Genomic DNA, 25,236 nt, shown 5'->3' with positions numbered 1-25,236 from the left:
CGGATATTCCGTGGGGAAATGCGGCGGATCAGCCCAGTGACCTGCGCCTCATGCGCGCCTGCCGGCGGTAAGCAGTGCCCCGTCGGTTCCTAGGGTGGTACGACGTGGCGGAAGCGAGCGGAGATCATCGGGTCGTCGACCTTCCGCTGCCCACCCCCGCCCCGTTGCGGACGGCGATGCTGTCGGTTCCCCGGCAAGGACGCCGGTGGCCCGGCGCCGCGCGCGCAGCCGCCACGGTCGCGGTGCCCGGTCTCGTGGGCGTCGCTCTCGGATTCGGCGCCGTCTCCGCCATCGCCACACTCGGCGCTTTCGCCGTCGTCTACGGCGAGCAACGCCCCTATCGCGTCCGTGCCCGAGCGGTCGCCGTCATCGGGACGGTGCTCGTGACACTGGCGACGATCGGTGCCCTCGCAGGTTCGGTCGTCCACCACGAACTGGCCGCGGGCGGGTCGGCGTGGTGGTACCTGGTGGTCGTCGCGGCGATGACCGCGACCGTCGCGGTGTGCGCCTTCGTCGTCGACGCCCTGCGGATGGGTGCGCCCGGCGCTTTCCTGATGTTGCTGTCCCTCGAGATCGCATCCGCTCTCCCCGCGCTGGGAGTGTCCGTCCCGACGGTCTCGGCGTGGACCGCGATCGGCGCCGGAACGGCCGTCGTGGCCTCCATGTCCGGTGCCCCGTTCCGGCCGCGAACCCCGGAACGCACCGCCGTGGCCGCGGCGGTCGCTGCCGTCGACGCGGTCTTCGAGGAGAACTCACCCGGCAATCGCCGCGCCGCGGTCCACGATCTGCACGCGGCCTGGCAGTGCCTGCACGACGCAGGACTCATCGATTCGGGGCATCCGCTGGAGCAGACGCTGCGCGCGGCGCACCTCCGATGCGCGGAGACACTGGACGAGCGTCCGCGGGACGAGGCAGTTCCCGAGGACGATCTGCGACTGCGGACCCCGCTGCGACGCCCCTCCGTGCGGTACCGCCTCGCGCGCGCCGCGCACCTGCGCAGCCGGTCGGCGACGATCGCGGTGCGCCTGCTCGTCGCGGGACCTCTCGCCGGGACGATCGCCATCGCGCTGGGCGTCGGACGTCCCGACTGGGCGGTCATCACGGCCGCGATGATCCTGCATCAGGGACCGGATCGGATCCTCGGCTCCTACCGGGCGGCGCACCGCTTCCTCGGCACCGTGCTCGGACTCGTCCTGGTGGCCTGCCTGACGCCTTTCCATCCCGGTGGTGTCGCCCTCGTCGTGGTGCTGGCCGCGGTGATGGCCGGCACGGAAATGTTCCTGGTGCGGAACTACGGCCTGGCGATGGTCTTCATCACCCCACTCGTCGTCGTCCTCGGCGGGTTGGGTGCCCCCGGCGATCTGGTGACGGTCGCGCGCGACCGCTTCCTCGAGACCGTTGTCGGCGTCCTCGTCGCGCTCGCGGTGCTGTGGGGCGTACTTCCCCGGGCCCACCGTCGCGTCCTCGACTTCGCCGACGGCCGCGTCCGCGACGCCGTCACGAGAATCGCCGCGTCGACGGACGTCCGCGAGCTGCCCGAACTGCGCCGCGACCTCGAGTTCGACCTCCACGCCTCCACCACCGCGGCCGTCATCGCCGCGCACACCGAGCCGGCGTGGACCCGGGAACGCTGGATCGAGCACCGCCGTCTCCACGAACTCGGCTACCGGATCCTGACCCTCCCGGAACGACCGGGCCCCTGAAGCAGGGACCCGGTCGCTTCCGTCGGAACACGCGCCGTCGTCAGAACACCAGGACTGCGAAGACGGTCGAGAGGATCAGCCCCGCCATCACCGGCAGGAAGCACTTGCGGGCGAGATCGAGCACGGGCACCCGGGCGAAACCGGCCACCGCGACCAGCGAGGACCAGGCGATGATGACGCCGCCACCGGCCCAGATGTTGCCCATCTGACCGATCGCCGCGAGCGTCGAGGGGTCGACGTCGACGGCCGGTCCGAGAGCACCCGACAGCGCACCGGTGAGGGGCAGTCCGCTGAATCCGGACCCGTCGAGCCCGGCGACGAGGCCGATGAGCAGGATGCCGAAGGACGTGATGAAGGCGTTCTGCGGAAGGTGCGACTGCACCGTGGTCACGAGGTCGAACAGGATAGCCGGGCCTGCGGCGTCGGCGGAGATGCCGAGGATCGGTCCCGCGAACTCCGGATTGCCGATGAAGAAGAAGCCGGCGATCGGGAGGACGCAGCCCATGGCCTTGAAGGCGAAGACCAGGCCGTCGACGAGATGGTCCGAAGTCGTCTCGAGGAAACCTCCGCGGTCGGTCGACGCGGCGGCGGCGAACAGGATCAGCGCTGCGATCCCACCCACGATCGCGGCGGCGTCACCACCCTGCAGTGGCGGCACGACCTCGGTGAACTTGCCCAGCATCAAGTAGACGATGAACGCGAGGTAGGCGAGCGGCACGAGCATCGCGAACGCCTTCGCGGTACCGCGGCGTTCCTTCTCCGCCGCGGAGTCGGGGTCGGCGATCGGGTCGGACGGCGCCACGAGCACCGCCGTGGCCGTCGCCGCCTGCTCTCCGCCGCCGCTGGGGCCACCGGCGGGTTCCGGCCGACGCGGGGGACGGGAGCCACCCCCGTCGCCCGAGGAGTCCTCACGGGTCTCGCCGATGCCGCGGTCGGCTGTGTCACCGATGCCGCGGTCGGCTGCGGCCTCCCACTCGACGAGGAGGTCGGGGGACGGTGCACGCCAATGCCGCTTCTGCACGAGGTAGGTGATCAGCAGAGCCGTGCCGCCGACGATCAGGGACAGGACCATGGCTTTGTCCGCCACGGCGTCGGCCTCGACGCCGGCCGCCGATGCGGAGATACCGGGCGCCACCTTGATGATGTAGTCCGAGGACAGCGCCATGCCCTGGCCGCAGATCGCGATGACCATGCCCACCGACAGCGGGGACATGCCCGCGCGGATCGCGACGGGGATGAGCACCGCGCCGACGAGGGGCACGGCCGGGGTCGGCCAGAAGAACAGGGAGATCACGTAGGTGACCGCGGCGAGGACGAGGAAGCTGCTGGTGCCCGCACGCATGACCCGCCGGAACGGCGCGACCATCATCCGGTCGGCGCCGAGCTGGCGCAGCGCGCCGAGCATGGCCGTGACCATCGCGATGATGAGGAAGATGTTGAACAGTTCCTTCGCCGCGACGAGGCTCGCATTGAAGATGGCCGACAGTCCCGTGACGATGCTGCCGGAGAACGTCAGTGCGGTCAGGAAGGTTGCGACGACTGCAGGAACGACGATGTTCTTCCGCAGGGCCATGGTGGCCAGGATGACGAGGATGCCGGCCAGGTAGACCCAGTGCGCGGCGGTGAGTTGTACGTCCAAGGCGATTCCTTCGACAGGGGGTGGAACGAGTCGGGCTGTGTTCGTGGACGGTGAATGGGAACTCGATGTATTGGGGGAACTTTCCGCTACGGCCCGTGCTCGGTCAACGAGAACGGTGCACAGTGCCCGCCACGCTAGTTGTGCACTGTGTTCCACTTTTGCGATTTCGTGACGACGAAGCGCTCCGGTGTGAAATATTGCTACGAACATGTGTCGCGCGCCCCGCGCCGCCCTCATGACGTCGTCGAATATGCACCCTGCACCGGCTCACGCGGATCCGATGTGCACCTTCACTCCGCGATGGCGATGCATCCGACGGTAGCGCAGTGCGAAAGTGGTTCGACGGTACGAACCGTGCCGCGCAGTTCCCCGAGGTTCCGGAGAGTTCGATGACCACTCGCACCGATACACCGGCAGCGCCGGCAGCCGAGACGGATACGGGCACTCCCCTGGCCCTGTCCGCCCTGCTCGCCGGAACCCTCGTCGGGACATTGAGCAACAACATCATCAATGTCCCACTGCCACAGATACTTTCCGACTTCGACGCGAGCCTCGAAGACGGCGCACTCCTGGCCGTCGGCTTCCTTCTCACTTTTGCTGCGACAATGCCCCTTGCAGGGTACATCGGTGACCGATACGGTCGGCGTCGCGTCTACTGCGGTGCCCTGCTCGGCACCGCGATCTGTGCGGCCGGAGCGGCGACGGCGCCGACCCTCGAGATCCTCGTGGTCTGGCGCGCCCTCGGCGGAGTCGCGGCGGCTGCATTTGCGCCTGCTGTCATGGGGTTGATCGCGTGGATGTTCGGCGGTCATCGACGCGCACGCGCGGTGGGCGCGTGGGCCACCGTGAACGGACTCGGTCAGGCCATCGGCCCCACCCTCGGCGGTTTCGTTGCGGGACATTGGGGTTGGCGATGGGTATTCGTCCCGATGATCCCGATTGCACTGATCGGTCTTGCCGGGACGTTGCGCTGGATCCCGATCTTCCCCGGCCGCCGGATGACCCTCGACGTGCCCGGTGCGATCGCACTGACCCTCGGTTCCGCCGGAGTCGTGCTGGGACTGAGCATGTTCGGACAAGCAGGTGTTCCCACGTCCGTCGCGGGGATCGCCCTGGCGGTCTCGATCGTCGTACTGGTCGGTTTCGTCGTGCACTGCCTACGCGCGGACGTGCCGTTCGTCGACGTCCGACTGCTGGTCGAGAGCAGATTCGCGCGGAGCGCGGCCGGCGCCTTCGCGCAGATGTTCTGCCTGGGCGCCGCTCTGCTGGCGGTGCCGCTGCGGTTGCACGCGACGGGCGCGTCGACAGCCACGGCCGGGGCGATCCTGTTCGCACTGCCCGCAGTCATGGCGGTCCTCGCACCGGTGGTCGGCCGCACTGTCGATCGCGTCGGCGGACGGCGCATGTTGCGGGCGGGACTGGTGGTGCTGCTCGTCGGTCAGATCGCGCTTGCCGTCGTCCTCTCGGCGGACGAACCGCGGCTGTGGCTCGTCGCGACCGTCCTGGCGATCACCGGTGCCGGCATCGCCGCCGTGCAGACCCCCGCGGCGGCCGGCTCGACGCGGTCCCCGGCGGGCGAGCGCGGGACGGGCCTGGGGGTGTTCAACCTGATCCGCTTCGGCGGCTCCGCCGTCGGGGCCGCGTGGGTGACCGTCGCGCTCGGTTCGTGGACGGTCGGACCGCTCTTCGCGGTGTGCGCCGTGGTCGTGTGCGCGGGGTTCGCCGCGTCGTTCCTGGGGGCCGACCCCGAGGATCACGCACCGACCGGCTCCGAGTCGACCGCTCTCAGCGGTAGTTGATCTCGTTCTCGACCGAGGTGCGCAACCGGTCGAGAAGCTCGAGGCGGACGGCGAGCCAGGCCGTGAACTGGTTCTCCGGCAGCCGGACGTCCATCCCCATCGCACGGGAGATCCGGTCCAGCTTCGACAGCATCGTGTTGCGGTGGACCGACAGCTCCCGCGCCGCCGCGTTGACGTTCCCGCCGGCCGCGAGATAGGCCAGCAGGGTGTCGTACAGGTCGGTGCCGGGCTCGAGCGTCCCGAATACGTCGCCGACGAATCTGCGGCTGCGATCGGTCTCGGCGACCAGCTCGAGCACACCGTAACCCCGCAGGTCGCGGTAGGCCACCGAACCCGACATCCCGAGCCGCTGCCCGATGCCGAGCGCCACGCGGGCCTGCCGGTAGCTCTCCCGGATCTGGTCCGCGCCGACGGCCGGAGCGCCGTGGGCGACGGGCACCGGACGCACGCGCCGGCGGGACAGGTCCTGCGACACCGCGTCGGCGTATTCGGCGATCTCGAGTTCGACGTCGCTCGGGTCGCGGTAGCGGAGCGACCGCACCACCACCAGGACGTCGCCGATCACCGTGACATACGAGCGCACCGACGGGTGGGGCAGGACGCTCGCGGCGTACCGGGCCAACCGCAACAGTCCACCGGATTCGTCGCCACCCGGACCGGCCGGGTTCTCCCCGTAACCGGGCGCGACGAAGACCGCGAACGACGAGGTGAGATCGATGTCGTGGTACTCGGCGCGCGCCTGCATGTCGTGCTGGCTGGTGAAACTGCCGTGCACCAGCGCCTGCACGAAATCGCCGCGGGCCCGTTCCTCGGCCTCGTCGACACTGCGTTGCCGCAGCATCTCCGATCCGATGATCGCCGTCGCCTGTTCGGTGACGACCGCGTGCTGGGCCAGCTCGTGCGGTCCGGGAGACGCGCCCGAGGCGAGCACGACCACCCAGCCCTCGAACCGTTTGCCGAGCCGGATGGTGCTGGCCGTGCACGTCCAGGGTGTGCCTCCGACGACCTCCTCCAGCACGCGGGTGTCGTGGGGGGCGTGACGTTCCGCGGCCGTCACCGTCGACAGCTGCTTATGCAGTATCTCCGAGATCTCTTCCGCCCGAACGGCATCCACGCCGTGGAAGGCGACGGCCTGACCACGTGCATCGAGTGCGATCGCCGGATGCTGTGCGAGCGCCGAGACCTCCTTGACGAGCAGGGTCAGTCCCGCGCCGCGGTGCAGCAGACCGGCGAGCGTCGAGTGCACGTGCGCGGAATAGCGCATGACGTGCACTTCCTGCATCAGCGACCGCTCGGCGAGCAACCGGTTGAGTGCCGCGAATCCGACGGGCAGGTCGAGTTCGATCACCACCAGTCCTGCCGGCCAGGACATTCCGGCGGGCACCGCGCCGTCGACGACCAGGGCCGCCGCGTCGCGGGCCGCGAGCGCGGACAGGGCGTGCGCGCTGTCGGCCAGTGCCTCCGGCCGCATGTACACGGCGACGCCGGTGAGATCATCGAATCGGCCGACGACCTCGCCGAACGGCAGCACCCAGGTGAGCGCCCGGTCGAGATCGGCCTCCCGATCCACGACCCGGGCGCCCTCCATGAGCGGTTCGTCGAGCAGCCCTCGGACGGTCAGACGCGGGCTCGATTCCATGGGGACCTGCTTCCATCGGGAGCATCGGCGGGCTGTGAGGGGGTGGGCCCGTCGACACCGTGGCGGTGTGCACTTTCTACACCAGATACCAGAGTCATGCGTCCCAGACGCATGTGCACTGTGTACACCGAATCCCGAAAACGACGGTGATCCTGACCGTCCCCATCGGCGCACGGCCCTGTTAGAAATGAGCCACGCCGGACACACCGCTCCACCGCTCCGGCACCCGCCGACACTTCAGCGACGCGACATCGGCGGGACGCACACGGATCCCGACGCGGACCAGGAATCGTCCGACTCTCCGACCCGACTCCGAAAGTGGAGACCAATGCATCGAATCCACCGCATCACCCTCGACGACGCACTCCCCCTGCTGGCCGCCGGCCGCGCGAAGGCCGAGGAGATCGGCGTGAAGCAGACCCTCTGCGTCTGCGACGAGAGCGCGAACGTCATTGCTCTGCACCGGCTTCCCGGCGCCCGCCTCACCGGCGTCGAGATCGCCATGGCGAAGGCGTTCACCGCCGCCGGCCACGAGCGCGCCACCCACCTGTTCAACGAGGGTCCCAACGGACCCGCACTCCCCGGCAACGAAGCGTTCGGCATCAGCCACATGCTCCCCGGGAAGTTCGCGATCTTCGTCGGCGGCTTCCCCCTCGTCTACGACGGACAGATCGTCGGCGCCGTCGGCATCAGCGGCGGCAACGGCGAGCAGGACAAGGCGGTCGGCGCCGCCATGATCGCCGAATTCGAAGCCCTGACCTCCGCGATCAACGCCTGATCGCATCCCCCCGCACGACCTCCTCATCGAAAGGCATCATCATGACCGAACTGCTCGGACGCGACGAATTCCGCGCCGCACTCGAAGACGCCATCAAGGGACGCGAAGCGAAGAACGCATCGTTCAGCAAGGCGTGGGCCGAAGGCAAGCTCGAGAAGCACCACTTCGCCCGGTGGGCCGAGAACCACTACCACTACGTCGGCCCCTTCGCCGACTACCTGGCGAACATCTACTCCAACACCCCCGATCACTTCACCGACGCCAAGGACTTCACCCTCCAGAACATGTACGAGGAGGAGCTGGCCGACATCCGGCACACCGACCTGCTCATCAAGTTCGCCGAGGCGTGCGGCACCACCAAGGAGCGCGTCGAGGATCCGAACAACATGAACGCGGTCACCCGCGGACTGCAGGCCTGGTGCTACGCGGTGTCGCAGCGCGAACACTTCGTCGTCGCCACCGCGGCCCTGGTCGTGGGCCTCGAATCGCAGGTGCCGAGCATCTACAAGAAGCAGATCGTCCCGCTCCGCGAGGTGTACGGCTTCACCGAGGACGAGATCGAGTTCTTCGACCTGCACATCACCTCGGACGTGGTGCACGGTGAGCGCGGCTACCAGATCGTCCTCGACTGCGCCGACACCCCGCAGCTGCAGCAGCGCTGCCTGCAGCTCGTTCGCTGGGGAGCGGAGATGCGTTTCTCGTACACGAAGGGCCTGTACGACGCGTACGTCGCCCCCGATCTGGAGCTGGCGTCCGCCTGATCCGATGCGCGGGAGCGGAAGTCGCTCGCGGCTTCCGCTCCCGGTCTCGCACACGAGCGAAGGAGAAGCATGTCCACCGAAATCATGGGCAGCGGGACCGCCGGCACCGACACCGCCGCGGAGTCCCCGACCTGGGTCGCCGTCGCCACGGTGAAAGAGGTGACCCGCCGCCGCAAACTCCGCGTGGAGGTCGACGGCCTCGCGATCGCACTGTTCCATGCGAACGACCGCATCTACGCCTTCGCCGACCTGTGCATCCACCAGGACCGTTCGCTCGCGAAGGGCACGCTCCTGCACGGCCGGGTCATCTGCCCCGGCCACCAGTGGCGCTTCGATCTCGAGACCGGATACGAAGAGGACCAGGACCTCTGCCAGCCGGTCTATCCCGTCCTCGTGCGCGACGAGACCGTCCTCGTCGACCCCACCCCGCGTCCGGCACCGGCCGCATCCGGAAAGGAGTGCTCGGCATGACCGTTCGCACCGTAGTCACAGTGGGCGCCGGCCAGGTCGCCGCCGTCGCCGCACGCACCCTGCGCCGCCGCGGCTTCGACGGACGCATCGTGCTGCTCGGCGACGAGCAGCACGCCCCCTACCAGCGCCCACCCCTGTCGAAGGATTTCCTCGCAGGCCGCGAAGGAGTCGACTCCCTCGCACTGCTGACCCGGAAATGGCTCGACGCCAACGACATCGACATCCGAACGGGTGTGTCGGTTCAGCGCCTCGACACCGCGACCCGCACCGTCGAGTTCGACGGCGGCGAGATCGCCGCCGACGCGATCGTCCTCGCCACGGGCGGACGCCCCCGCACCCTCACCACCACCGGATCCCGGCCCGATCTCGTCCACTACCTGCGCACCCTCGACGACGCGACCGCCCTCGCAGCCCGCCTGACCCCGGGTTCGAGTCTCGCGATCGTCGGCGGCGGCTTCATCGGACTCGAGATCGCGTCGACCGCAAGATCTCTCGGCGTGACGGTGACGGTCCTCGAACAGGCCGAACGCCTCCTCGGAGGCATCCTCGGCGAGCAGGTCGGCCGGCACTGCGCCGAACTGCACCACCGCAACGGTGTCGACCTGCGCGCCGGCACGGGCGTCGCCTCGGTGACCACCTCCGATGATGGCGTGCGGATCGAGACCACCACCGGGATCGTCGAGGCCGACGCCGTGGTCGTCGGCATCGGCATCGTCCCCAACACCGACATCGCGGCGGCGAGCGGACTCGCCGTCGACGGCGGGATCGTGGTCGACGCTACCGGGCGCACCTCGGTCGAGAACATCTACGCGGCAGGCGATGTCGCGAAGCGGTTCTCTCCGCGCGAAGGCCGGCACGTGCGCGTCGAACACTTCGACAACGCGAACCGCCAGGCCGCGGTCGTCGCCGACACGATCGTCGGGCGGCAGTCGCTCTCCGACGACCCGCACTGGTTCTGGTCCGATCAGTACGACACCAACATCCAATTCGCCGGATCGGCTTCCGGAACAACCGAACTCGTCGTCCGCGGTGACACCGACAGCGGAGAGTTCTCGGTCTTCTACCTCGCCGGCGACGTTCTGACCGCTGCCTTCGCGATGGACCGCGGCGAGGACATCATGGCGGCCCGCGAACTCATCGGCCGCAGGGTCGACGCAGCGCTGCTCGCCGACGAGGACACCGATCTGTGGGAGATGTACGAGGAGGTCGAGCCCGCATGACGATCACCGGACTGAACCACATCGACGGCAACTGGGTACCGGCCGCCTCCGGCGCGGTCTTCGAACGCCGCAACCCCGCCGACGAGACCGATCTGATCGGCACCTTCCCGGACTCCGACGCCATCGACGTCCGCAACGCCGTCGATGCTCTCGACAAGGCCGCGCCCGAATGGGCCGCCACCCCGCCCGAACGCCGCGCCGCGATCCTCGAAGCAGCCGCCGACCACCTCGCCGCACACTCGGCCGAACTCGTCGACGAACTGATCCGCGAAGAGGGCAAGACCCGCGCCGAGGCGTCGATGGAGGTGACTCGCACCCCCATGAACCTGCGCTTCTACGCAGGTGAGGCACTGCGCGCCACCGGTGCGACCTTCCCGGCACCGGGCTCCACGACCATCTACACCGTGCGCGAACCGATCGGGATCGTCGGTGCGATCACGCCATGGAACTTCCCCCTCAACATCCCCTCCCGCAAGCTCGGGCCCGCGCTCGCCGCCGGCAACACGGTGCTGTTCAAGCCGTCCGAGATCACCCCACTGATGGGACAGCGACTCGTCGAGGCCCTACTCGCCGGCGGTCTGCCGGCGGGCGCGATCGCGCTGATCCAGGGCGACGGCAAGGCCGGTGCGGCGGTGTCCGGCGACGAGCGGATCGCAGCGGTGACCTTCACCGGGTCCACCGAGGTCGGACGCGCCATCCACCGCAGCGTCGGCCCCGACCGGCGCGTGCAGCTGGAGATGGGCGGCAAGAACCCCGTCGTTGTCCTGGACGACGCCGACCTCGACGCGGCGGCCGCGCTGATCGTCAAGGGCGCCTTCGGATTGTCGGGCCAGGCGTGCACCGGCACCAGCCGGGTCGTCGCCGTCGACGCGATCCACGACGAGTTGCTCGAGAAGGTCGCCGAACGCACCCTCGCACTGCGGGTGGGACCAGGTTCGGGTGCCGCCGTCGATGTCGGCCCGCTCGCGGGTCGCGGTCAGCTCGACAAGTTCCTCGAGTACGTCACCATCGGCACGGACGAAGGCGCACGGCTCGTGTGCGGCGGCGTGCGATGCGAGGACGACGCGCTGCGAGACGGATTCTTCGTGCGGCCCACAGTGTTCGCAGACACCGCCCCGGGGATGCGCCTGCTCACCGACGAGATCTTCGGCCCGGTCCTGGCTTTCCAGCGCGCCGGCTCCTTCGACGAGGCCCTGGCTCTGGCGAATGACACCGCCTTCGGGCTCAGCGCCTCGGTCGTCACCCGGAGTCTGTCCGCTGCACAGCGTTTCATCGCCGGGTCGCGGACCGGGCTCGTGAAGGTCAACCAGCCCACGACGGGAATGGCCATGAACGCGCCGTTCGGCGGCTACAAGCAGTCGAGCACACAGACCTTCAAGGAACAGGCCGGCCCCACGCTCATGCAGTTCTACCAGTCCGAGAAGACCGTCTACCTGTCCCCCGACGCCTGACCGGCGACACCGACCCTCGACAAGCCTGGAGGAAAGACCATGGAGTTCAAGCGAGTGGCCCGATCCGGGCAGGTGCCCGAAGGCATCGTCCGCCGGTTCTACGCCGAGGACTACGAGTTCGCCATCTCCCGACTGGACGGCAAGGCGTACGCGACGTCCAACTACTGCTCACACCTCGACTGCCTGCTGTCGTCCGGCAAGCTCGTCCAGGACGGCATCGGATGCTCCTGCCACGGAAGCGCATTCGACCTCGAGACCGGTGAGCCGATCTGCCCGCCGGCCACCGAGCCCATCAAGACCTATCCGTGCGAGGAGCGCGACGGCGAGATCTTCGTCGGGATCGACCCCGCCGAGCCGCCGGAAGGACCCCGTCGACGTCGGATGCGGTCGGCATGAGTCGGCGCGCGACACGAGCGGCGACGCTCGCGACCGGAGGCATGGTCGCGTCGAGTCATCCGCTCGCGAGCCTCGCCGGGGTCCGCGTCCTCGAGGACGGTGGCAACGCCGTCGACGCGGCCCTGGCGATGGCAGCGGTCACGTGGCTGACCCTGCCCGGGCAGTGCGGCATCGGCGGCGACGCGTTCGCCGTGGTCCGCGAGCCCGACGGGTCGGTGTGGACCGTCAACGGCAGCGGTTACGGACCCGACGGCGGTACACCGGATTTCTACCGGGCACGGGGACTCGACGCGATCCCGCTCGACGGGGCGCTCGCCGTCGCCGTTCCCGGCGCACCCGCCGCGCTGGCGGCACTGCACCGGCGGGGAGCGAGCAGGTCGCTGCCCGAACTGTGGGCGCCGGCAGCCCGGATCGCCGAGAGCGGCCTGCCGTGCTCGGCGAAGACCCGAACCGATGTGCAGACCGCTCTGCATGCGATCCGCGGCGACGCCGGACTCGCCTCGGTGTACGCACCGGGCGACCGGGTCCCGCGCCTCGGCGACGTGCTTCCCCAGCCCGATCTGGCCCGCACGATCCGTGCCCTGGCCGAGGATCCGGCATCGTTCTACACCGGCACGCTCGCCGAACGCTGCGTGGCTGCGCTGCAGGGGGGCGGAGCACCGTTCAGCGGCGACGAATGGCAGGCCGGGGCGTCAGTGGACGCGGAGGCGGCGCTCACCGGCAGCTATGCCGGTCACGTCGTGCACCAGACCCCGCTCCCCACACCGGGATGGATGGTGCTGCACCAGGCCGCCCTGTGCGACGACGCGCTCGGCACCCACCCTGTGCTCGGCGCGGCATCGATCGACCGGATGGCCCGCGCGGCCACCGTCGCCTTCGAAGACAGGCTCCGCTGGTGCTCGTCGGACAACGACGGGGTCGCACGGGTGCTCGATCCCGCGAACATCGCAGCCGGTCGCGCACGGATCGACGGGCGTGCACCGGCCGAGGCGTTCGCCGTCTCCGCCGGGGACACGACGTCGTTCGTCGCCGTGGACTCCGAGGGGCGGGCGGTGTCGTTCATCCACTCGCTGGCGTTCACCTTCGGAGCGAAGCTCACGGTGCCCAGGACGGGCATCGTGCTCAACAACCGGCTCGGTCGCGGTGCCTACCTGATCGACGGGCATCCGAACGAGGTGGCGCCGCGCCGCAAGCCCCTGCACACGCTCAACGCGTGGATCGTCACCGACTCGGCGGGCGAGCTGCGGCATGTGGGCAACACGCCCGGCGGCGACGGCCAGGTGCAGTGGAACATGCAGTTGCTGTCGCACCTGCTCGACCACGGTCTCGACCCCCAGGAGGCGGTCTCGGCGCCGCGCTTCACCGTCTTCCCGGGATCGGACGCCAACGTGCTCGGCGAACCGACCGCATTGCGGATCGAAGGCGACGTCGCCGACGGCGTGTGCGACGAACTGCGCGAACTCGGCCACCTGGTGGAAGTGCTCGAACCACTCGACGCCGAGGGCAGCGCGCAGGTGATCTCGATCGACGACCGCGGGGTGCTCTCCGGCGGCAGCGATCCACGACAGGAGGGGGTGGCTCTGGGTGTCCTCTGACATTGCTTCGCAATGGGTGTCCACTGATGTGACCGCTCTCGCACCGCGTCCGCAGGGGCGATACGTCCCGGCCGTGTTGGCCGGCGACACCGTCCGCACGGCGGGCATGACCCCACGGCGAGACGGCGAGCTGATACTCACCGGACGGGTCGGCGCGGAGGTCACCGTCGAACAGGCCCGGGCCGCCGCGGTCGTCGCGGTGGGCAACGCGTTGGCAGCGATCCGCGCGACGCTGCCGGAGGGCACGTCGTTCCGGCCGGTCGAGATGGTCGTCTACGTCGCGAGCGCGCCCGGTTTCGTCGATCTGTCGGTGGTCGCGGACGGCGCGTCGGACCTGATCGAACGCGAACTCGGTGTGGATGCGCTACCGGCGCGCACCGCCGTCGGCGTCCACACCCTGCCCGGCGGGGCACCGCTCGAGATCGCGCTGACCGCCGTGTGCGGATAGACGGAGGTTCACAATCCTGGTGGTCGACCATCAGGGTTGTGAGCCTCGTTTCTCGGTTGTGAACCTCGGGGACTAGTGCTCAGCGCTTGGCGCCGATGTCCTCGAGTTCGGCTGCAAGATCGACACTCTCGGACGGTCGCTGCCACCGATACACTCCGCCACCCTGGGCGTAGGAGAGGTGACCGCCGAGAGCGCCACCGACTCCGACCGCGCCGAGACCGATCAAAGTCCAGATCGTCCCCGCCCGGTCGTGGCGGGCATGTCGCGCGCGATAGGACGTCGCCATGCAGATCACCCCGATCGCGTTGGACACGGCGTGCACCGCACCGACCCTGCGCTGAGGGGCATCCTCCAGGGTGGAGAAGTCGGTGTAGCCGGTGACGATCGTCGGGACCGCCGCGCCCAGTCCCAACGCGACGAGTCGCCGGGACGCGGTGCGCTGCCCGGGCAGCGCGTCCAACGCCGCCGCGGACACCCACGACCCGATCGGGACGGTGACGAGGAGCGGATGGACGGGGTGTCCGAGCCAGGAACCTCGGAGCAGGTCGTCGACGACGGAGCCGTCGAGGACTCGCCGTATGCGCTGCGCGATGCGCTCGGCGGGCCGATCCACAGCGTCGAACGATTCGACGGCGCGCAGGAGTTCGTGCAGGTTCATGATGAGGCGATACCCGTCGGCAACAGATACGAATCGCCGGGTGAGCGCGATACGACGGCACCCTTCGATCGCTGGCCATGACGACGGCGGCATTCGTATTTCTGTCGTATCCCGAGGGCACCATGTGGCCGTGACCGAGAAGACCATCGGCTTCCCGAGGACTATCCGCAATTCCTGGACGAACTCGAAGCACAGGTTCGTCGACCAACTGGCCAGGGACCTGCGCTCCGAGTTTCCACACATGCGCGGTCTCTCGCGCCGCAATCTCTTCTACATGCGGTCCTTCGCGGACGCCTGGCCCAGGAAATAGTGCAACAGCCTGTCGCACAATTGCCATGGGGACATGTGACGGTCCTTCTCGAGAAGCCCGACAACCGAGAGCTTCGCGACTGGGACGCAGCTCGCGCAGCAGAACACGGGTGGTCGCGTCACGTTCTGACTCATCAGATCGTCGGGGCAGTTACATCGCCGTGTAGGTGCCGCGCCGTCGAATTTTCCGGACCATCTTCCTCCACGGGACTCCGACCTCGCACAGCAACTCGTCCGCGACTCGTACATCTTCGATTCCCTCGATCTCGACGAGCGGGCCGCGGAACGAGAACTCGAAGCGAGCCCGAGTACGCCGGCAAACTCGGTTTCTACGTCTCCTGGGTGGACGAGAACCTGCGAGTCGCGGACCGGCACGCACCGACCATCGGGATCCTGCTGTGCGCGGGGCGCAACGACCACGTGGTGCGCTATTCGCTCGCGGGCACGACCGCTCCCTTGGCGGTTGCGAACTACACCTACGACACCCTGCCCGAACCCATCCGCGAACTTGTGCCTACCGACAGCGAACTCGCCGACGCGGTCGATGCGACCTGGGACGAGCTCACGACGGACCGCACCGACGGAGACAACCTGCAGACCTGACACCGTTCGTCGGCCACTCCAGGCCCGGTACGGCTACTTCTCGTCGAGCGGTTTCGCTCCCAGCACGTCCTTGAGCAGTTCGATCGCGACTTCTTCAGGATCGCGGCGCGTCGACGGGTCGCCGGGCGTGGCGGCCTCGGCGAACATCTCCTCGACGTCCGCCTCCGTCATCTGCGACGGTTCGGGCGGCGGTGCGTCGTAGCCCGGGCCCGGATCGTCGGGAAGGTCGGGGGCTTCGGGCGGCGGGATGTCGTCGACGCTCTCCACGGACGGACGCGTGAACGTCGGAGCAGCCGACGGTGCGGCCGCGGGTCGCTGCGGCGCGGCGGGGGCTTCGGCGGGTGCGGGCGGCGCGGCATTCTTCGCCTGGCTCGGCCGGGAGAAACGCGGTTGACCCGCCGGACGCGAATTCTTTTCGGGCGCCGGGGTTCTGGCAGGCGCCTCCGCAGCAGCGGATCCGTGGACGCAGGTGACCTCGAACTCTCCACCGAAGACCGCCTTCAGCGCATCGGCGATGACCGTGGCGTTGCGCGCGTCGGCGAGTCGCTTCGCGAGCGGAGCGGAGTCGTGCACGAGAACGACGCGGGTGCCGTCGACCGATCGGACGGTGGCGCCCGAGAGCATCACCTCGACGGTGCGGCTGCGTTCGCGGACCTTCGCGCGCACCTCCGACCACACGCCCCGCATCTGGGCCGCGTCGGGACCGCCTGCCGCGCGGGCGGGTTCGGGCTCGGGCTCGGGAGCAACCGGATCCTCGGGAGCGGGCGGCGGAACCTCCTGTGCGGCAACCTCGTCGGGCACACTCTGCGGCTGTGGAGCCTCCGGGACGACGGGAGGTTGTGCGGCGGCGGGAGGCGGTGTCGGGGCGGATGCCGGCTGGGCCGGTTCGGGCTGCACCGGTGCCTGCTGGGCAGGGGATTGCTGGGCAGGAGGTTGCTGGGCAGGAACTTCCGGCTGCGGCTGAGCGACCTCGCGGGGCTGAGCAGTCTCGCGGGGCTGAGCAGTCTCGTTGGACGGTGCGGCAGGCGCCGCCTCCGCTGCCCGGCGCTGGGAGGGACGCTGGAAACGTGCCGCGGGTTCGTCGGGCGAGATGGGCGGTGCGGCAGGCGCGGCGGGTACTGCCACCGGCTTCGGCGCGACACCTCCCGCCGGGGCTGCGACGATGCCCTGCTCGAGTCGTTCGAGGCGTTGCAGGACAGCGGTTTCCGCGTCGGACGCCGCGGGGAGCAGCATGCGCGCGCACATCACCTCGAGCAGCAGACGCGGCGACGTCGCACCGCGCATCTCGCCGAGCCCGGCGTGCACGATCTCGGCGTAGCGGGTGAGGGTGGCCGGGCCCAGGCGGGTCGCTTCGTCGCGCATCCGCTCGAGGACGTCGCCGGGTGCGTCGACGAGTCCGCGCTCGGCGGCGTCGGGGACGGACTTCATGAGGATGAGATCGCGGAGCCGTTCGAGAAGGTCGACGGCGAAGCGACGCGGGTCGTGCCCGGCGTCCATGACCTTCTCGACGGTGCCGAACAGCGCCGCGCCCTCGCCGGCCGCGAGCGAATCGACGGCCTCGTCGATGAGAGCGACGTCGGTGACGCCGAGCAGCGACAGGGCGCGCTCGTAGGTGACGCCCTCGGGGCCGGCACCGGCGAGGAGCTGGTCCATCACCGACAGCGAGTCGCGGGGGGATCCACCGCCGGCACGGATGACCAGCGGATAGACCGCGTCCTCGACCGGCACGTTCTCCTGGCCGCAGATCTGCTCGAGCAGACCCCGCATCGCCGTGGGAGCGAGGAGCCGGAAGGGATAGTGGTGCGTCCGCGACCGGATGGTGGGCAGCACCTTCTCGGGCTCGGTGGTCGCGAAGACGAAGATGAGGTGCTCCGGCGGCTCCTCCACGATCTTGAGCAGGGCGTTGAAGCCCTGCGTGGTGACCATGTGCGCCTCGTCGATGATGAAGATGCGGTAGCGCGATTCGGCCGGAGCGTAGAACGCGCGGTCGCGGAGTTCGCGGGTGTCGTCGACACCGCCGTGGCTCGCGGCGTCGAGTTCGGTGACGTCGAGGTTGCCTCCACCGCCCGGGCCGAGCGACACGCACGACCGGCACGTTCCGCACGGCGTGGACGTGGGGCCGGTCTCGCAGTTGAGCGAGCGGGCGAGGATGCGCGCCGAGGACGTCTTGCCGCATCCACGAGGACCCGAGAACAGGTAAGCGTGGTTGATGCGGCCCGTGTCGAGCGCCGTGCTGAGGGGCACGGTGACGTGCTCCTGCCCCACCACCTCCGCGAAGGTCGCAGGTCGATACTTCCGGTACAGAGCCACGCGCCGAGCGTACCGGCGGCTCCCGACATGCACGGAGGTCGGTCCGTCGACATCTGTGGCCGAGACCACTGTTGCGTTAACGATATATCGAGATCTATCGTGATCGTATCGACAAAGAAGGAGACGCACGGATGCGAACCCACGAACATCCCCGCGGCCGTCGCCGCGCCATGCACGATCGAAATCTTCCCGGCGGCCCGTTCCGCGCCGACGGCCCCCGCCGTCGCGGACACCACCCGCACGACGAACCCGGCTTCCGCCCGCACCGCGGTGGCGGCGGACGAGGACACGGCGGCCCGCGAGGAGGACGACGCGGCCGAGCACAGCGAGGCGACGTCCGCGCGGCCGTGCTGCGCCTGCTCGGCACCGAACCGATGCACGGCTACCAGCTCATGGAAGCGATCGCCGAACGGACAGGCGGCGCCTGGCGCCCCAGCCCCGGCGCGATCTACCCGACGATCTCCCAGCTCGAGGACGAAGGACTCGTCACCGTCGAGAAGGAGGGCGGACGCAAGCTCGTCTCACTGACGGATGCGGGCCGCACGTACATCGACGATCCGGAAAACGAGCTCCTCGACCCCTTCGCCGCTCACGATCCCGATTCCGACGCCCCCGACCTGCGACTCGCACTGCGCGAACTGCAGGTCGCGACGCGGTCGGTCGCGATGAGCGGTTCCGACGCCGAGGTCGCCGCGGCACACGCGGTCCTCACCGGAGCCAAGAAGTCGCTGTACCGGATCCTCGCCGGCGACATCGACACGTCCGATCAGGAGTGAAGGCTCAGCCGCGGGCGAAGAGGCGGATGCGCTGCTCGCGGCTGCGCTCGAGATGAGCACGCATGTGTTCGCGGGCCGCGGACTCGTTCCGCGCCCGCAAGGCGTCGAGGATCTGCGCGTGCTCCCGGTTGAGCAGATCGGGCTCGCCGTAGTTGGACGGCGGCCCGGAGTCGTAGATCCGCAGCTGGGTGGTCAGACGCACGAGCAATGTCGTGATCGTCGTGTTGTGCGCGGCCTGCCACAGCGCCTCGTGGAACCGGAAGTTCCCGATGCGCACCGCGCCGTCGTCGGTGGCTGAGCAGCACGAATCGTGCAGTCGCTCGAGCCGGGCCATGTCGAGATCGGTGTGCCGGATCGCCGCGGCGCCGGCCGCCTCGGATTCGAGCGCGACGCGCGCCGCATAGATCTCGATGACGTCCTCGGGGGTGCCCGAACGCACCCGGAAGCCGCGACTGGCCCGTTCGAGCAGACCGTCGTGCGCGAGCCAGTTGAGCGCCTCGCGGATGGGGGTGCGGGACGCCCCGTAGGTCTCGCTGAGCTGGGTCTCGTGCAGAGCGGCGCCGCGTGGGAACTTCCCCGCGAGGATGTCCGAGCGCAGGCGCAGGTACTGCTTGGAGGTCTGGTCGTCGCGCCCGGTGGGCGATTCGACGAGAAGAGAGCTCCCCAGCTCGGCCGTCGCGTCCTGCTCGGTCATCTACACCCTCCGTAGGCATGCCGTTTACGTGCGCCGATTATGCCACCGTGGACTTACGAATACTTGCGTATACGTTATTCGTCGTTTAGCGTCGCTCCTCGAACACGACGAGAGGACCCAACGCGTGACCGAGGCGGCTTTCCGGGACGAACAGGTGCTGATCAGCGCCGAAGAGCTCGCGAGCGACCCCGGCGCCCACACGGTCCTGCACGCCACGGTCATCTTTCCGAAGCCCCGTTTCGACGGCGACTACCGTCCGGAATCCGGCTACGCGACCTGGCGCGCCGCGCACATCCCGGGCTCCGTGCACGCCGACCTGCTCGGCGGATTCAGCGCCCCCGGCACCGACCTGCACTTCTCCCGCCCCGCCCCGGACGACCTCGCGGCCGCCCTGACCGAACTCGGCGTGACCCCCGACACCGACCTCGTGATCTACGACGACGGCGGCATGACCTGGGCGTCCCGGTTGTGGTGGATGCTGCGCAACATCGGTGTCTCCGCCCGCGTCCTCGACGGCGGCTTCGCCCGCTGGACCGCGCTCGACCTGCCCGTGGAAACCGGCGACGCCGCCGAGCGCACTGCCACCACATCCCGGACCGGGCTGCCCGACCACGGCCTGTGGCGCGATCGCGACGACGTGCTCGCCGTGGTGTCCGGTGACGCACCGGGCACCCTCGTCTGTGCGCTCGACGCCGAGCAGTTCGCAGGCACCGCCACCACTCGTTACGCGCGCCGCGGGCACATCGGCGGGAGCCGGAACCTGCCGGCCAAGAGCCTGCTCGCCGACGGCGTCCTGCGGAGCACCGATCGGATCGCCGAGCTGGCCGAGCAGGCCCTCGCCGATACCTCCCGGCCCCTGATCCTCTACTGCGGTGGCGGCGTCTCGGCCTGCCTGGTGGCGCTCGCACTGGTCCGGACGGGCCACGACGACATCGCCGTCTACGACGGATCCCTCGAGGAGTGGACCGCCGACCCCGCACTCCCCATGCGGACACTCGGAGAAGGGAAGGGCGACGCATGATGCGATGTCCGCGATCCTGACCGGCTTCGTCCCCTCCCCTCCTCCCGACAGGATCTCCCGTGACCACGACCCCCACCGTCGACGATCTCGCCGTCACCCTCGACGCCCTGCGCGCGCAGACGCCGCTGGTGCACTCGCTGACCAACATCGTCTCGGCCAACTTCCTCACCAACGTGCTGCTCGCCGCAGGCGCCAGTAACGCGCACATCGACAACGCCCACGAGGCAGGCGATTTCGCGCGCATCGCCGGTGGAGTGCTCGTCAACCTCGGCACGCCCTTCGACGAGACCTCGGTGGCCTTCACCCGCGCGGCCGAGGCCGCGCACGACGCCGGCACCCCGTGGGTCCTCGATCCCGTGGGCGTGGGCGGACTGGCGTGGCGCACCTCTCTCGCCGCCGACCTGCTGAAGTTCCGTCCCACCGCGATCCGCGGCAACGCCTCCGAGATCATCGCGCTGGCCGGTCTGGGCGGTGACACGCGCGGCGTCGACAGCGCCGACGAGGCCGCTGCTGCCGTGCCTGCCGCGCTCGCGCTGCTCGATCGCGCGGACGCCGTGTCGGCCTCCGGTCCCGTCGACTACCTCGTCGGCCGCGACCGCGACGGCGGGATCGTCGGATTGCGCATCGCCGGTGGCAGCGCCATGTTGCCGCGCGTGACCTCCACCGGATGCTCCCTCGGTGGACTCGTCGCGGCCTATCTCGCGGTCGCGGAGACCCCTCTCGTCGGCCTCGCGGCCGCCCACACGCACGTCGCCGTGGCGTCCGAGATCGCCGAGGAGAACTCCACCGGCCCCGGCTCCTTCGCCGTCGCCTACCTCGACGCCCTGTTCGCCGTGGACGCCGGCACGCTGCGCGCCCGCGCCCGCGTCGAACCGTTCGAACTCCCCTCGAAGGACACGAAGTAATGCCCCTCAAGACCTTCTGGTATCTCACCCAGGCCGACGGCGACTACCCCTGGAGCCCTGGCGGGTTGTACCCGGTGGACGGGCAGCGGCAGATCGAACTCGCGAAGACCATCGACGACGGCGGCTTCGAAGGTGCGCTCGTCGCGACCTGGCCGAACGACCCCTTCATCTCGGCGACCTGGGCTGCGGCGCACACCAGCCGGATGAAGTTCCTCGTCGCGATCTACGCGAACATGATGCCCGCGCGACTGCTCGCCGAGAAGGCCCTGACCTTCGACGCGTTCAGCGGTGGTCGCCTGATGATCAACTCGGTCAACGGCCGGGAGAACATCCTCACCAAGTACGACATGAACGTCGAGCACGACCGGCGGTACGAGCTCGGTGAGAAGTACTGGGCGGAGTTCCGGCGCATCTATGCCGAGGGCACCGAGTCGAACTTCCCGAACACCCCGTTGCGTATCGATGCTCCTGCGGACCACTCGGTCCCGCTGTGGGGCACGGGCGACTCCCCCGCCGGTCTGCAGAACGCCGGCAAGATCCTCGACGCCTATCTGATCATGCTGCGTGAGACCTCGTTCGTCACGCAGAAGTTCACCGCTGCCCGCGAATCCGCTGCTGCGGAGGGACGCGAGTACACCGACTTCGGCGCACTGTCCGGTGTGATCGTGCGCCCGAGCCGGGACGAAGCGATCGAGCGGTTCCGGTCGCTGTTCGAGAAGGCCGGCATCGAGCAGATCCAGGACGTGCTCGACAAGGCGGTGCGCCGCCGCACGCACGGCAAGCAGGACCTGAAGACCTTCACCGCGCGCGACGCGCAGCGGCAGGGCTGGGTCGACACCATCAACGCCGGCAAGCTGCCCGAACCCGAGGACCTGTATCTCGGCGACGGCCTCTACGCGGGCATCACCGCGTGGTCACCGCTGGACATCTTCGCCACGGGATCGTCGGCCGTCTACTACGTCGGCGACCCGGACGAGATCACCGGCCACGTGCGCACCCTGCGCGACGCGACCGGACCGACCTCCCTCATCCTCGCCGGATGGCCGCTCATCGACGAGGCGAAAAACGTTGCCGAACACCTGATTCCGCGTTTCGAGAAGCTCTGACGGTAACGCGGGCGGGATCGGTCAGGGGGTGTCGACGAGACGGAACCCCGAGCCGATCCCGTCGCGCGCGTCGATCTCGGCGAGGATCCGGTCGGCCCGCTGGTAGGCGGCGAACCTCGTGTCGGGAACCTGCCGGTCGTCGGAGACCGCGGTCTGCGGGAACCGGTAACCCACCGACAGTCCCATCCATTCGCCCGTCTCGGTACGCACGAGCGGCCCGCCGGAATCGCCCGGTCGCATGAGCAGCGGCGAGGACATCAGGTTCCCGTCCACCCGCACATCGCCGGTCGCGCAGGCCACCGACGTGCTCCGCCCTGCCGCGCAATGTGTTCCGGCCGGCAGCTCGCCTTCGCCGAACGCCGCGACCGATTCGAGCACGACTCGCTCTCCCCGGTCGTTGGGCACCGACGTGTTCGATCCCCGCACGCGGGTCTCGTCGAGCAGGACCACCGCGTAGTCGGCGATCTCGTCGGTGGGGAATCCCAGCTGATCGACCGAACCCGTACTCGCGACGTCCGTTTCGGTTCCGATCGGCCCTCGGTGCTGCTCCTCGACCTTCCAGACGGGCGACGATCCCGTCTGATAGCAGTGCCCCGCCGTGATCGCGACGAGCCGACCCGCGTCGTCGTGACCGACCGCCGCCACGGAACACCAACCCGGTGTCGGCTCCGCGGAGAACACGATCCCGTCGCCGGGCCGGAGGACGACCCGGTCGTCTCCCCCGCCGGCCGAGGCCACGCCCACGGTTCCCCCGGCGAAGGCGACGGCGGCGCCGCACACCGCTGCGACGCGTCTCATGACTTCTTCGCTACCTTCATCGACTTCTTGAACTCGCGCACCTCGCGCAGCGACTGCTCGTCGACGACGTCGGCGATCGACCGGCGCGCATCCTCGTGCCCATAGTCGCCGGCGGCCTCGCGCCATCCCTCGGGCCGCACACCCATCTGCTTGCCGAGCAGCGCCAGGAAGATACGTGCCTTCTGGTCGCCGTAGCCCGGCAGCTTCTTCAGCCGCCGCAGCACTTCCTTGCCGTCCGGGTCGCCGGACGTCCACAGTGCGGAGGCGTCGCCGTCGTAGTCCTCGACGATCGCCGCGCACAGCGCCTGGATCCGCTGTCCCATCGACTTGGGGAACCGGTGGACGGCCGGTTGCTGCGCGCACACCGCGACGAACTCGTCGGGGTCGGCCGACGCGATGCGGTACACGTCGAGACCGCCGAGACGGTCGGCGAGCTTCTTCGGTCCCGCGAACGCGACCTCCATCGCCACCTGCTGGTCGAGCAGCATGCCGATGAGAAGCGCCAGCGGGTTCTCGGCCAGCAGTGCGTCGGCGTCGGGATCTCCGACCAGGTTCAGCGTCGAGGACATGCAGACGATCATGCCCTGCGCGTCAGGGGCGGCGCCACACGACCACCGCGATCACGATGCCCAGGGTGAGCGCGATCGACGTGGTCAGAGCATGCAGCCAGTGCGGGAACAGCGTCGGTTGCGAGGTGTCCGGAACGGCGGCCAGGGCGGCGAACAACGCCACGACGGCGATGACCGACGCCGCCGCGGACCAGCCCTTGGCCAAGCGGGTATGCCTCGCACCGCGCAACTCGGCACTGCGCAGCAGGGCGTGCTCGACGATGTCCACGGCCTCGGACAGTTCCGCGTCGAGTTCGGCCAACTCGTCGGCGACCCGGCCGGCCATGAGTGCTCGCAGCTGGGTGGGTTGCGTCCACGAGTGGAACCGGTCGTCGTGGATCGATTCCTTGCGCAGCAGGGCCCGTTCCATCCGGCGCGCCTGCATGATCGCGATGTCGTCGAGGACCGTGGCCAGCCGATCGCCGCCGAGCCCGTCGGGGTGGCGCAGATGCTCCATGGTCGTCCAGTAGTCGGCGGAGGCCCGGGCCCGCACCGCCACCCACGGGATGAGCCCGTAGATCATCTCGCGGGTGCCGTGCCCGACATAGTCGCTGCCGAGGGCGGTGGCCTCGAGGTCGAACAGCACCGCACCGGAGTCCTCCCGCACGGCGATGGTGGCTCCCGGCTGCACGGGCCGGTCCACCAGCGGAACCCGGTCCCACTTCCACAACACACCCCAGGACCGTGCCGCCGCGCGGGCCTCCGGTCCGATGCGCGGGCCGTCGACGAGCGAGCGGACGCGTTCGCCGCCGCTCGAGACCACTTCCACGACCATGCCCTCGGCGACCTCGCGATCGCCGACTCCCCGGTGGCGGTGGACGACGAGTTCGTGCAGGGGCTGATAGGTCGTCGGCGCACACAACCGCCTGTTCAGTCCGGGAAACACGTCGTTCAGGCAGGCGTCGGCGGTCAGTTCGAAGGGCGCGAGGAACTCGCCGAGCACCGGGCGCAGACCGGCGCCGTCGCGGTCCTGCAGCGGGTCGCTGCGCCAGTCGACGAGCGGCGACCCGTGGTCCGACAGCGATTCCAGCGCCAGGACGAGACCGTGGCCGGGGACGTCCCACAGCGACACGCACGTCGCGGGGTGTCCCACATACGGTCGGGTCGTGTCCGGCGCCTCACGCAGCGACCCCGTCGACGCACCGAACGAGATCTCCGGTCGTGTCGGGTCGACGACGTGCCGGAACGCGAGCAGGCACGGCGGACGCACACCGTGGTCCGTCTCGGGCTGCTCGGCGATGCGTGCCGGCAGGAAGGGCTCCACCTTCTCGACGGGTGGGACCCGCGGGGGCGTCTCGGGCGCCGCCTCGATGTCGAGCGCCAGTAGGAACACCTTCAGTCCACCGAGACACCCCGTGACAGATCCGACGGCCGATACGCCGACTCCGGAATTCACGAGAGCGCGGTTTTCCATCACACTCACCACTTCCGAACCCGCCGCACGGTATGCGGCGACCCTGACCAGCGAGTATGTCAGGTCGGTAGGGGAAAGCAAGTCGCGGTGACGGCGGGCACCGAGAATGCCCCGACCAGGGCCGATCCGAGTTG

The 25,236-nt window shown here is 69.4% G+C and carries 24 protein-coding genes and 1 pseudogene; 17 read left to right on the top strand and 8 right to left on the bottom strand.

The features are described 5' to 3' along the window. Positions 1-104 precede the first annotated feature (104 nt). Complete coding sequence (locus tag BO226_RS22955; protein WP_033097930.1) at positions 105-1,703, top strand: FUSC family protein; 1,599 nt, start codon at positions 105-107, stop codon at positions 1,701-1,703. Positions 1,704-1,743: 40 nt separating this feature from the next. Here BO226_RS22955 and BO226_RS22950 read toward each other — a convergent pair whose 3' ends face one another. After that, positions 1,744-3,342 carry a hypothetical protein gene (locus tag BO226_RS22950; protein WP_071936146.1) on the bottom strand — a complete coding sequence of 533 codons (1,599 nt, stop codon included), beginning with the start codon at positions 3,340-3,342 and terminating at the stop codon, positions 1,744-1,746. Positions 3,343-3,668: 326 nt separating this feature from the next. On the opposite strand from BO226_RS22950, the gene BO226_RS22945 reads away from it, so the two are divergent. Next, positions 3,669-5,141, top strand: a complete 1,473-nt coding sequence (locus BO226_RS22945) for an MFS transporter (protein WP_083543707.1) — start codon at positions 3,669-3,671, stop codon at positions 5,139-5,141. Here BO226_RS22945 and BO226_RS22940 read toward each other — a convergent pair. Continuing rightward, the gene (locus BO226_RS22940) at positions 5,128-6,780 is read right to left on the bottom strand and encodes a PucR family transcriptional regulator (protein ID WP_071936145.1); all 1,653 of its coding nucleotides are present in this window, start codon (positions 6,778-6,780) and stop codon (positions 5,128-5,130) included. The two genes, BO226_RS22945 and BO226_RS22940, sit on opposite strands and share 14 nt — an antisense overlap. A gap of 328 nt (positions 6,781-7,108) precedes the next feature. Between BO226_RS22940 and BO226_RS22935 the strand changes: the two genes are divergently transcribed. The 8 genes from BO226_RS22935 (at position 7,109) to BO226_RS22900 (ending at position 13,900) form a co-directional block, all read left to right on the top strand. After that, on the top strand, positions 7,109-7,558 hold the full coding sequence (locus BO226_RS22935; protein WP_006552488.1) for a GlcG/HbpS family heme-binding protein: 450 nt from the start codon (positions 7,109-7,111) through the stop codon (positions 7,556-7,558). A gap of 41 nt (positions 7,559-7,599) precedes the next feature. Next, positions 7,600-8,319 (top strand): TenA family transcriptional regulator, encoded by a 720-nt coding sequence (locus BO226_RS22930; protein ID WP_064852195.1) that lies wholly within the window; start codon positions 7,600-7,602, stop codon positions 8,317-8,319. 84 nt (positions 8,320-8,403) lie between these two features. Continuing rightward, on the top strand, positions 8,404-8,790 hold the full coding sequence (locus BO226_RS22925) for a Rieske (2Fe-2S) protein (protein WP_051121625.1): 387 nt from the start codon (positions 8,404-8,406) through the stop codon (positions 8,788-8,790). Continuing rightward, entirely contained in the window at positions 8,787-10,010 is a 1,224-nt protein-coding gene (locus BO226_RS22920; protein ID WP_071936544.1) for an NAD(P)/FAD-dependent oxidoreductase, read from the top strand. Before BO226_RS22925 ends, BO226_RS22920 begins: the two co-directional genes overlap by 4 nt. Beyond that, positions 10,007-11,461, top strand: a complete 1,455-nt coding sequence (locus BO226_RS22915) for an aldehyde dehydrogenase family protein (RefSeq protein WP_041803530.1) — start codon at positions 10,007-10,009, stop codon at positions 11,459-11,461. The genes BO226_RS22920 and BO226_RS22915 overlap by 4 nt, the downstream gene beginning before the upstream one ends. Positions 11,462-11,500: 39 nt before the next feature. Further along, positions 11,501-11,857, top strand: coding sequence for a Rieske (2Fe-2S) protein (locus BO226_RS22910; protein ID WP_006552493.1), 357 nt, complete (start codon positions 11,501-11,503; stop codon positions 11,855-11,857). After that, positions 11,854-13,452 (top strand): gamma-glutamyltransferase family protein, encoded by a 1,599-nt coding sequence (locus tag BO226_RS22905; protein ID WP_071936144.1) that lies wholly within the window; start codon positions 11,854-11,856, stop codon positions 13,450-13,452. The genes BO226_RS22910 and BO226_RS22905 overlap by 4 nt, the downstream gene beginning before the upstream one ends. Before the next feature lie 28 nt (positions 13,453-13,480). Beyond that, entirely contained in the window at positions 13,481-13,900 is a 420-nt protein-coding gene (locus BO226_RS22900; RefSeq protein ID WP_083543706.1) for a RidA family protein, read from the top strand. Positions 13,901-13,979: 79 nt separating this feature from the next. On the opposite strand, the gene BO226_RS22895 is transcribed toward BO226_RS22900, so the two are convergent. Next, complete coding sequence (locus BO226_RS22895) at positions 13,980-14,558, bottom strand: DUF2231 domain-containing protein (protein WP_071936143.1); 579 nt, start codon at positions 14,556-14,558, stop codon at positions 13,980-13,982. Between the two features lie 130 nt (positions 14,559-14,688). Between BO226_RS22895 and BO226_RS28800 the strand changes: the two genes are divergently transcribed. The 3 genes and pseudogenes from BO226_RS28800 to BO226_RS28230 all read left to right on the top strand — a co-directional run bounded on the left by BO226_RS28800 (position 14,689) and on the right by BO226_RS28230 (position 15,470). Then, positions 14,689-14,868: a DUF1016 N-terminal domain-containing protein gene (locus tag BO226_RS28800; RefSeq protein ID WP_235367226.1), complete on the top strand. Its 180-nt coding sequence runs from the start codon at positions 14,689-14,691 to the stop codon at positions 14,866-14,868. Beyond that, positions 14,868-14,948: pseudogene (locus BO226_RS28795) on the top strand (hypothetical protein); the annotation flags it as partial. The gene BO226_RS28800 and the pseudogene BO226_RS28795, both read left to right, overlap by 1 nt. A 261-nt stretch (positions 14,949-15,209) precedes the next feature. Beyond that, positions 15,210-15,470 (top strand): PDDEXK nuclease domain-containing protein, encoded by a 261-nt coding sequence (locus BO226_RS28230; RefSeq protein WP_144376968.1) that lies wholly within the window; start codon positions 15,210-15,212, stop codon positions 15,468-15,470. A gap of 33 nt (positions 15,471-15,503) precedes the next feature. Here the strand turns inward: BO226_RS28230 and BO226_RS22875 are convergent, their stop codons facing one another. Then, positions 15,504-17,780, bottom strand: coding sequence for a DNA polymerase III subunit gamma and tau (locus BO226_RS22875; protein WP_071936542.1), 2,277 nt, complete (start codon positions 17,778-17,780; stop codon positions 15,504-15,506). Positions 17,781-17,911: 131 nt separating this feature from the next. On the opposite strand from BO226_RS22875, the gene BO226_RS22870 reads away from it, so the two are divergent. Then, on the top strand, positions 17,912-18,556 hold the full coding sequence (locus BO226_RS22870; RefSeq protein WP_006552498.1) for a PadR family transcriptional regulator: 645 nt from the start codon (positions 17,912-17,914) through the stop codon (positions 18,554-18,556). A 4-nt stretch (positions 18,557-18,560) separates the two neighbouring features. Here BO226_RS22870 and BO226_RS22865 read toward each other — a convergent pair whose 3' ends face one another. Next, entirely contained in the window at positions 18,561-19,250 is a 690-nt protein-coding gene (locus BO226_RS22865; protein WP_071936142.1) for a GntR family transcriptional regulator, read from the bottom strand. A gap of 124 nt (positions 19,251-19,374) precedes the next feature. Between BO226_RS22865 and BO226_RS22860 the strand changes: the two genes are divergently transcribed. From BO226_RS22860 to BO226_RS22850, 3 genes are read left to right on the top strand one after another with little or no spacing between them, the layout of a single operon-like run. Further along, positions 19,375-20,271: a sulfurtransferase gene (locus BO226_RS22860; RefSeq protein ID WP_071936141.1), complete on the top strand. Its 897-nt coding sequence runs from the start codon at positions 19,375-19,377 to the stop codon at positions 20,269-20,271. A 59-nt stretch (positions 20,272-20,330) separates the two neighbouring features. Then, the gene (gene thiM / locus BO226_RS22855) at positions 20,331-21,176 is read left to right on the top strand and encodes a hydroxyethylthiazole kinase (RefSeq protein ID WP_006552501.1); all 846 of its coding nucleotides are present in this window, start codon (positions 20,331-20,333) and stop codon (positions 21,174-21,176) included. After that, a complete protein-coding gene (locus BO226_RS22850) occupies positions 21,176-22,282 on the top strand; it encodes an LLM class flavin-dependent oxidoreductase (protein WP_071936140.1) in 1,107 nt (368 codons plus the stop codon). Before thiM ends, BO226_RS22850 begins: the two co-directional genes overlap by 1 nt. Before the next feature lie 21 nt (positions 22,283-22,303). Here BO226_RS22850 and BO226_RS22845 read toward each other — a convergent pair whose 3' ends face one another. Genes BO226_RS22845 through BO226_RS22835 form a run of 3 tightly spaced genes read right to left on the bottom strand, consistent with a single transcriptional unit; the run spans position 22,304 to position 25,021 of the window. After that, positions 22,304-23,080: a trypsin-like peptidase domain-containing protein gene (locus BO226_RS22845; protein ID WP_006552503.1), complete on the bottom strand. Its 777-nt coding sequence runs from the start codon at positions 23,078-23,080 to the stop codon at positions 22,304-22,306. Next, complete coding sequence (locus tag BO226_RS22840; protein WP_006552504.1) at positions 23,077-23,649, bottom strand: HhH-GPD-type base excision DNA repair protein; 573 nt, start codon at positions 23,647-23,649, stop codon at positions 23,077-23,079. Before BO226_RS22840 ends, BO226_RS22845 begins: the two co-directional genes overlap by 4 nt. Positions 23,650-23,671: 22 nt before the next feature. Further along, complete coding sequence (locus BO226_RS22835; protein ID WP_232238014.1) at positions 23,672-25,021, bottom strand: hypothetical protein; 1,350 nt, start codon at positions 25,019-25,021, stop codon at positions 23,672-23,674. Between the last annotated feature and the right edge of the window lie 215 nt (positions 25,022-25,236).

It is taken from the genome of Rhodococcus sp. 2G (assembly GCF_001886355.1).
GTDB classification, from domain to species: Bacteria; Actinomycetota; Actinomycetes; order Mycobacteriales; family Mycobacteriaceae; genus Rhodococcus; species Rhodococcus pyridinivorans.
Note: the sequence above shows the minus strand (reverse complement) of the source record. Positions and strands in the feature narration are given on the sequence as shown.

Bases quoted from the DNA above. Each gene is read 5' to 3' on its own strand.
- BO226_RS22940 (WP_071936145.1), bottom strand. From the start codon at position 6,780: ATGGAATCGAGCCCGCGTCTGACCGTCCGAGGGCTGCTCGACGAACCG.
- BO226_RS22935 (WP_006552488.1), top strand. From the start codon at position 7,109: ATGCATCGAATCCACCGCATCACCCTCGACGACGCACTCCCCCTGCTG.
- BO226_RS22930 (WP_064852195.1), top strand. From the start codon at position 7,600: ATGACCGAACTGCTCGGACGCGACGAATTCCGCGCCGCACTCGAAGAC.
- BO226_RS22925 (WP_051121625.1), top strand. From the start codon at position 8,404: ATGGGCAGCGGGACCGCCGGCACCGACACCGCCGCGGAGTCCCCGACC.
- BO226_RS22920 (WP_071936544.1), top strand. From the start codon at position 8,787: ATGACCGTTCGCACCGTAGTCACAGTGGGCGCCGGCCAGGTCGCCGCC.
- BO226_RS22915 (WP_041803530.1), top strand. From the start codon at position 10,007: ATGACGATCACCGGACTGAACCACATCGACGGCAACTGGGTACCGGCC.
- BO226_RS22910 (WP_006552493.1), top strand. From the start codon at position 11,501: ATGGAGTTCAAGCGAGTGGCCCGATCCGGGCAGGTGCCCGAAGGCATC.
- BO226_RS22905 (WP_071936144.1), top strand. From the start codon at position 11,854: ATGAGTCGGCGCGCGACACGAGCGGCGACGCTCGCGACCGGAGGCATG.
- BO226_RS22895 (WP_071936143.1), bottom strand. From the start codon at position 14,558: ATGAACCTGCACGAACTCCTGCGCGCCGTCGAATCGTTCGACGCTGTG.
- BO226_RS22870 (WP_006552498.1), top strand. From the start codon at position 17,912: ATGCGAACCCACGAACATCCCCGCGGCCGTCGCCGCGCCATGCACGAT.
- BO226_RS22865 (WP_071936142.1), bottom strand. From the start codon at position 19,250: ATGACCGAGCAGGACGCGACGGCCGAGCTGGGGAGCTCTCTTCTCGTC.
- BO226_RS22850 (WP_071936140.1), top strand. From the start codon at position 21,176: ATGCCCCTCAAGACCTTCTGGTATCTCACCCAGGCCGACGGCGACTAC.
- BO226_RS22845 (WP_006552503.1), bottom strand. From the start codon at position 23,080: ATGAGACGCGTCGCAGCGGTGTGCGGCGCCGCCGTCGCCTTCGCCGGG.
- BO226_RS22840 (WP_006552504.1), bottom strand. From the start codon at position 23,649: ATGTCCTCGACGCTGAACCTGGTCGGAGATCCCGACGCCGACGCACTG.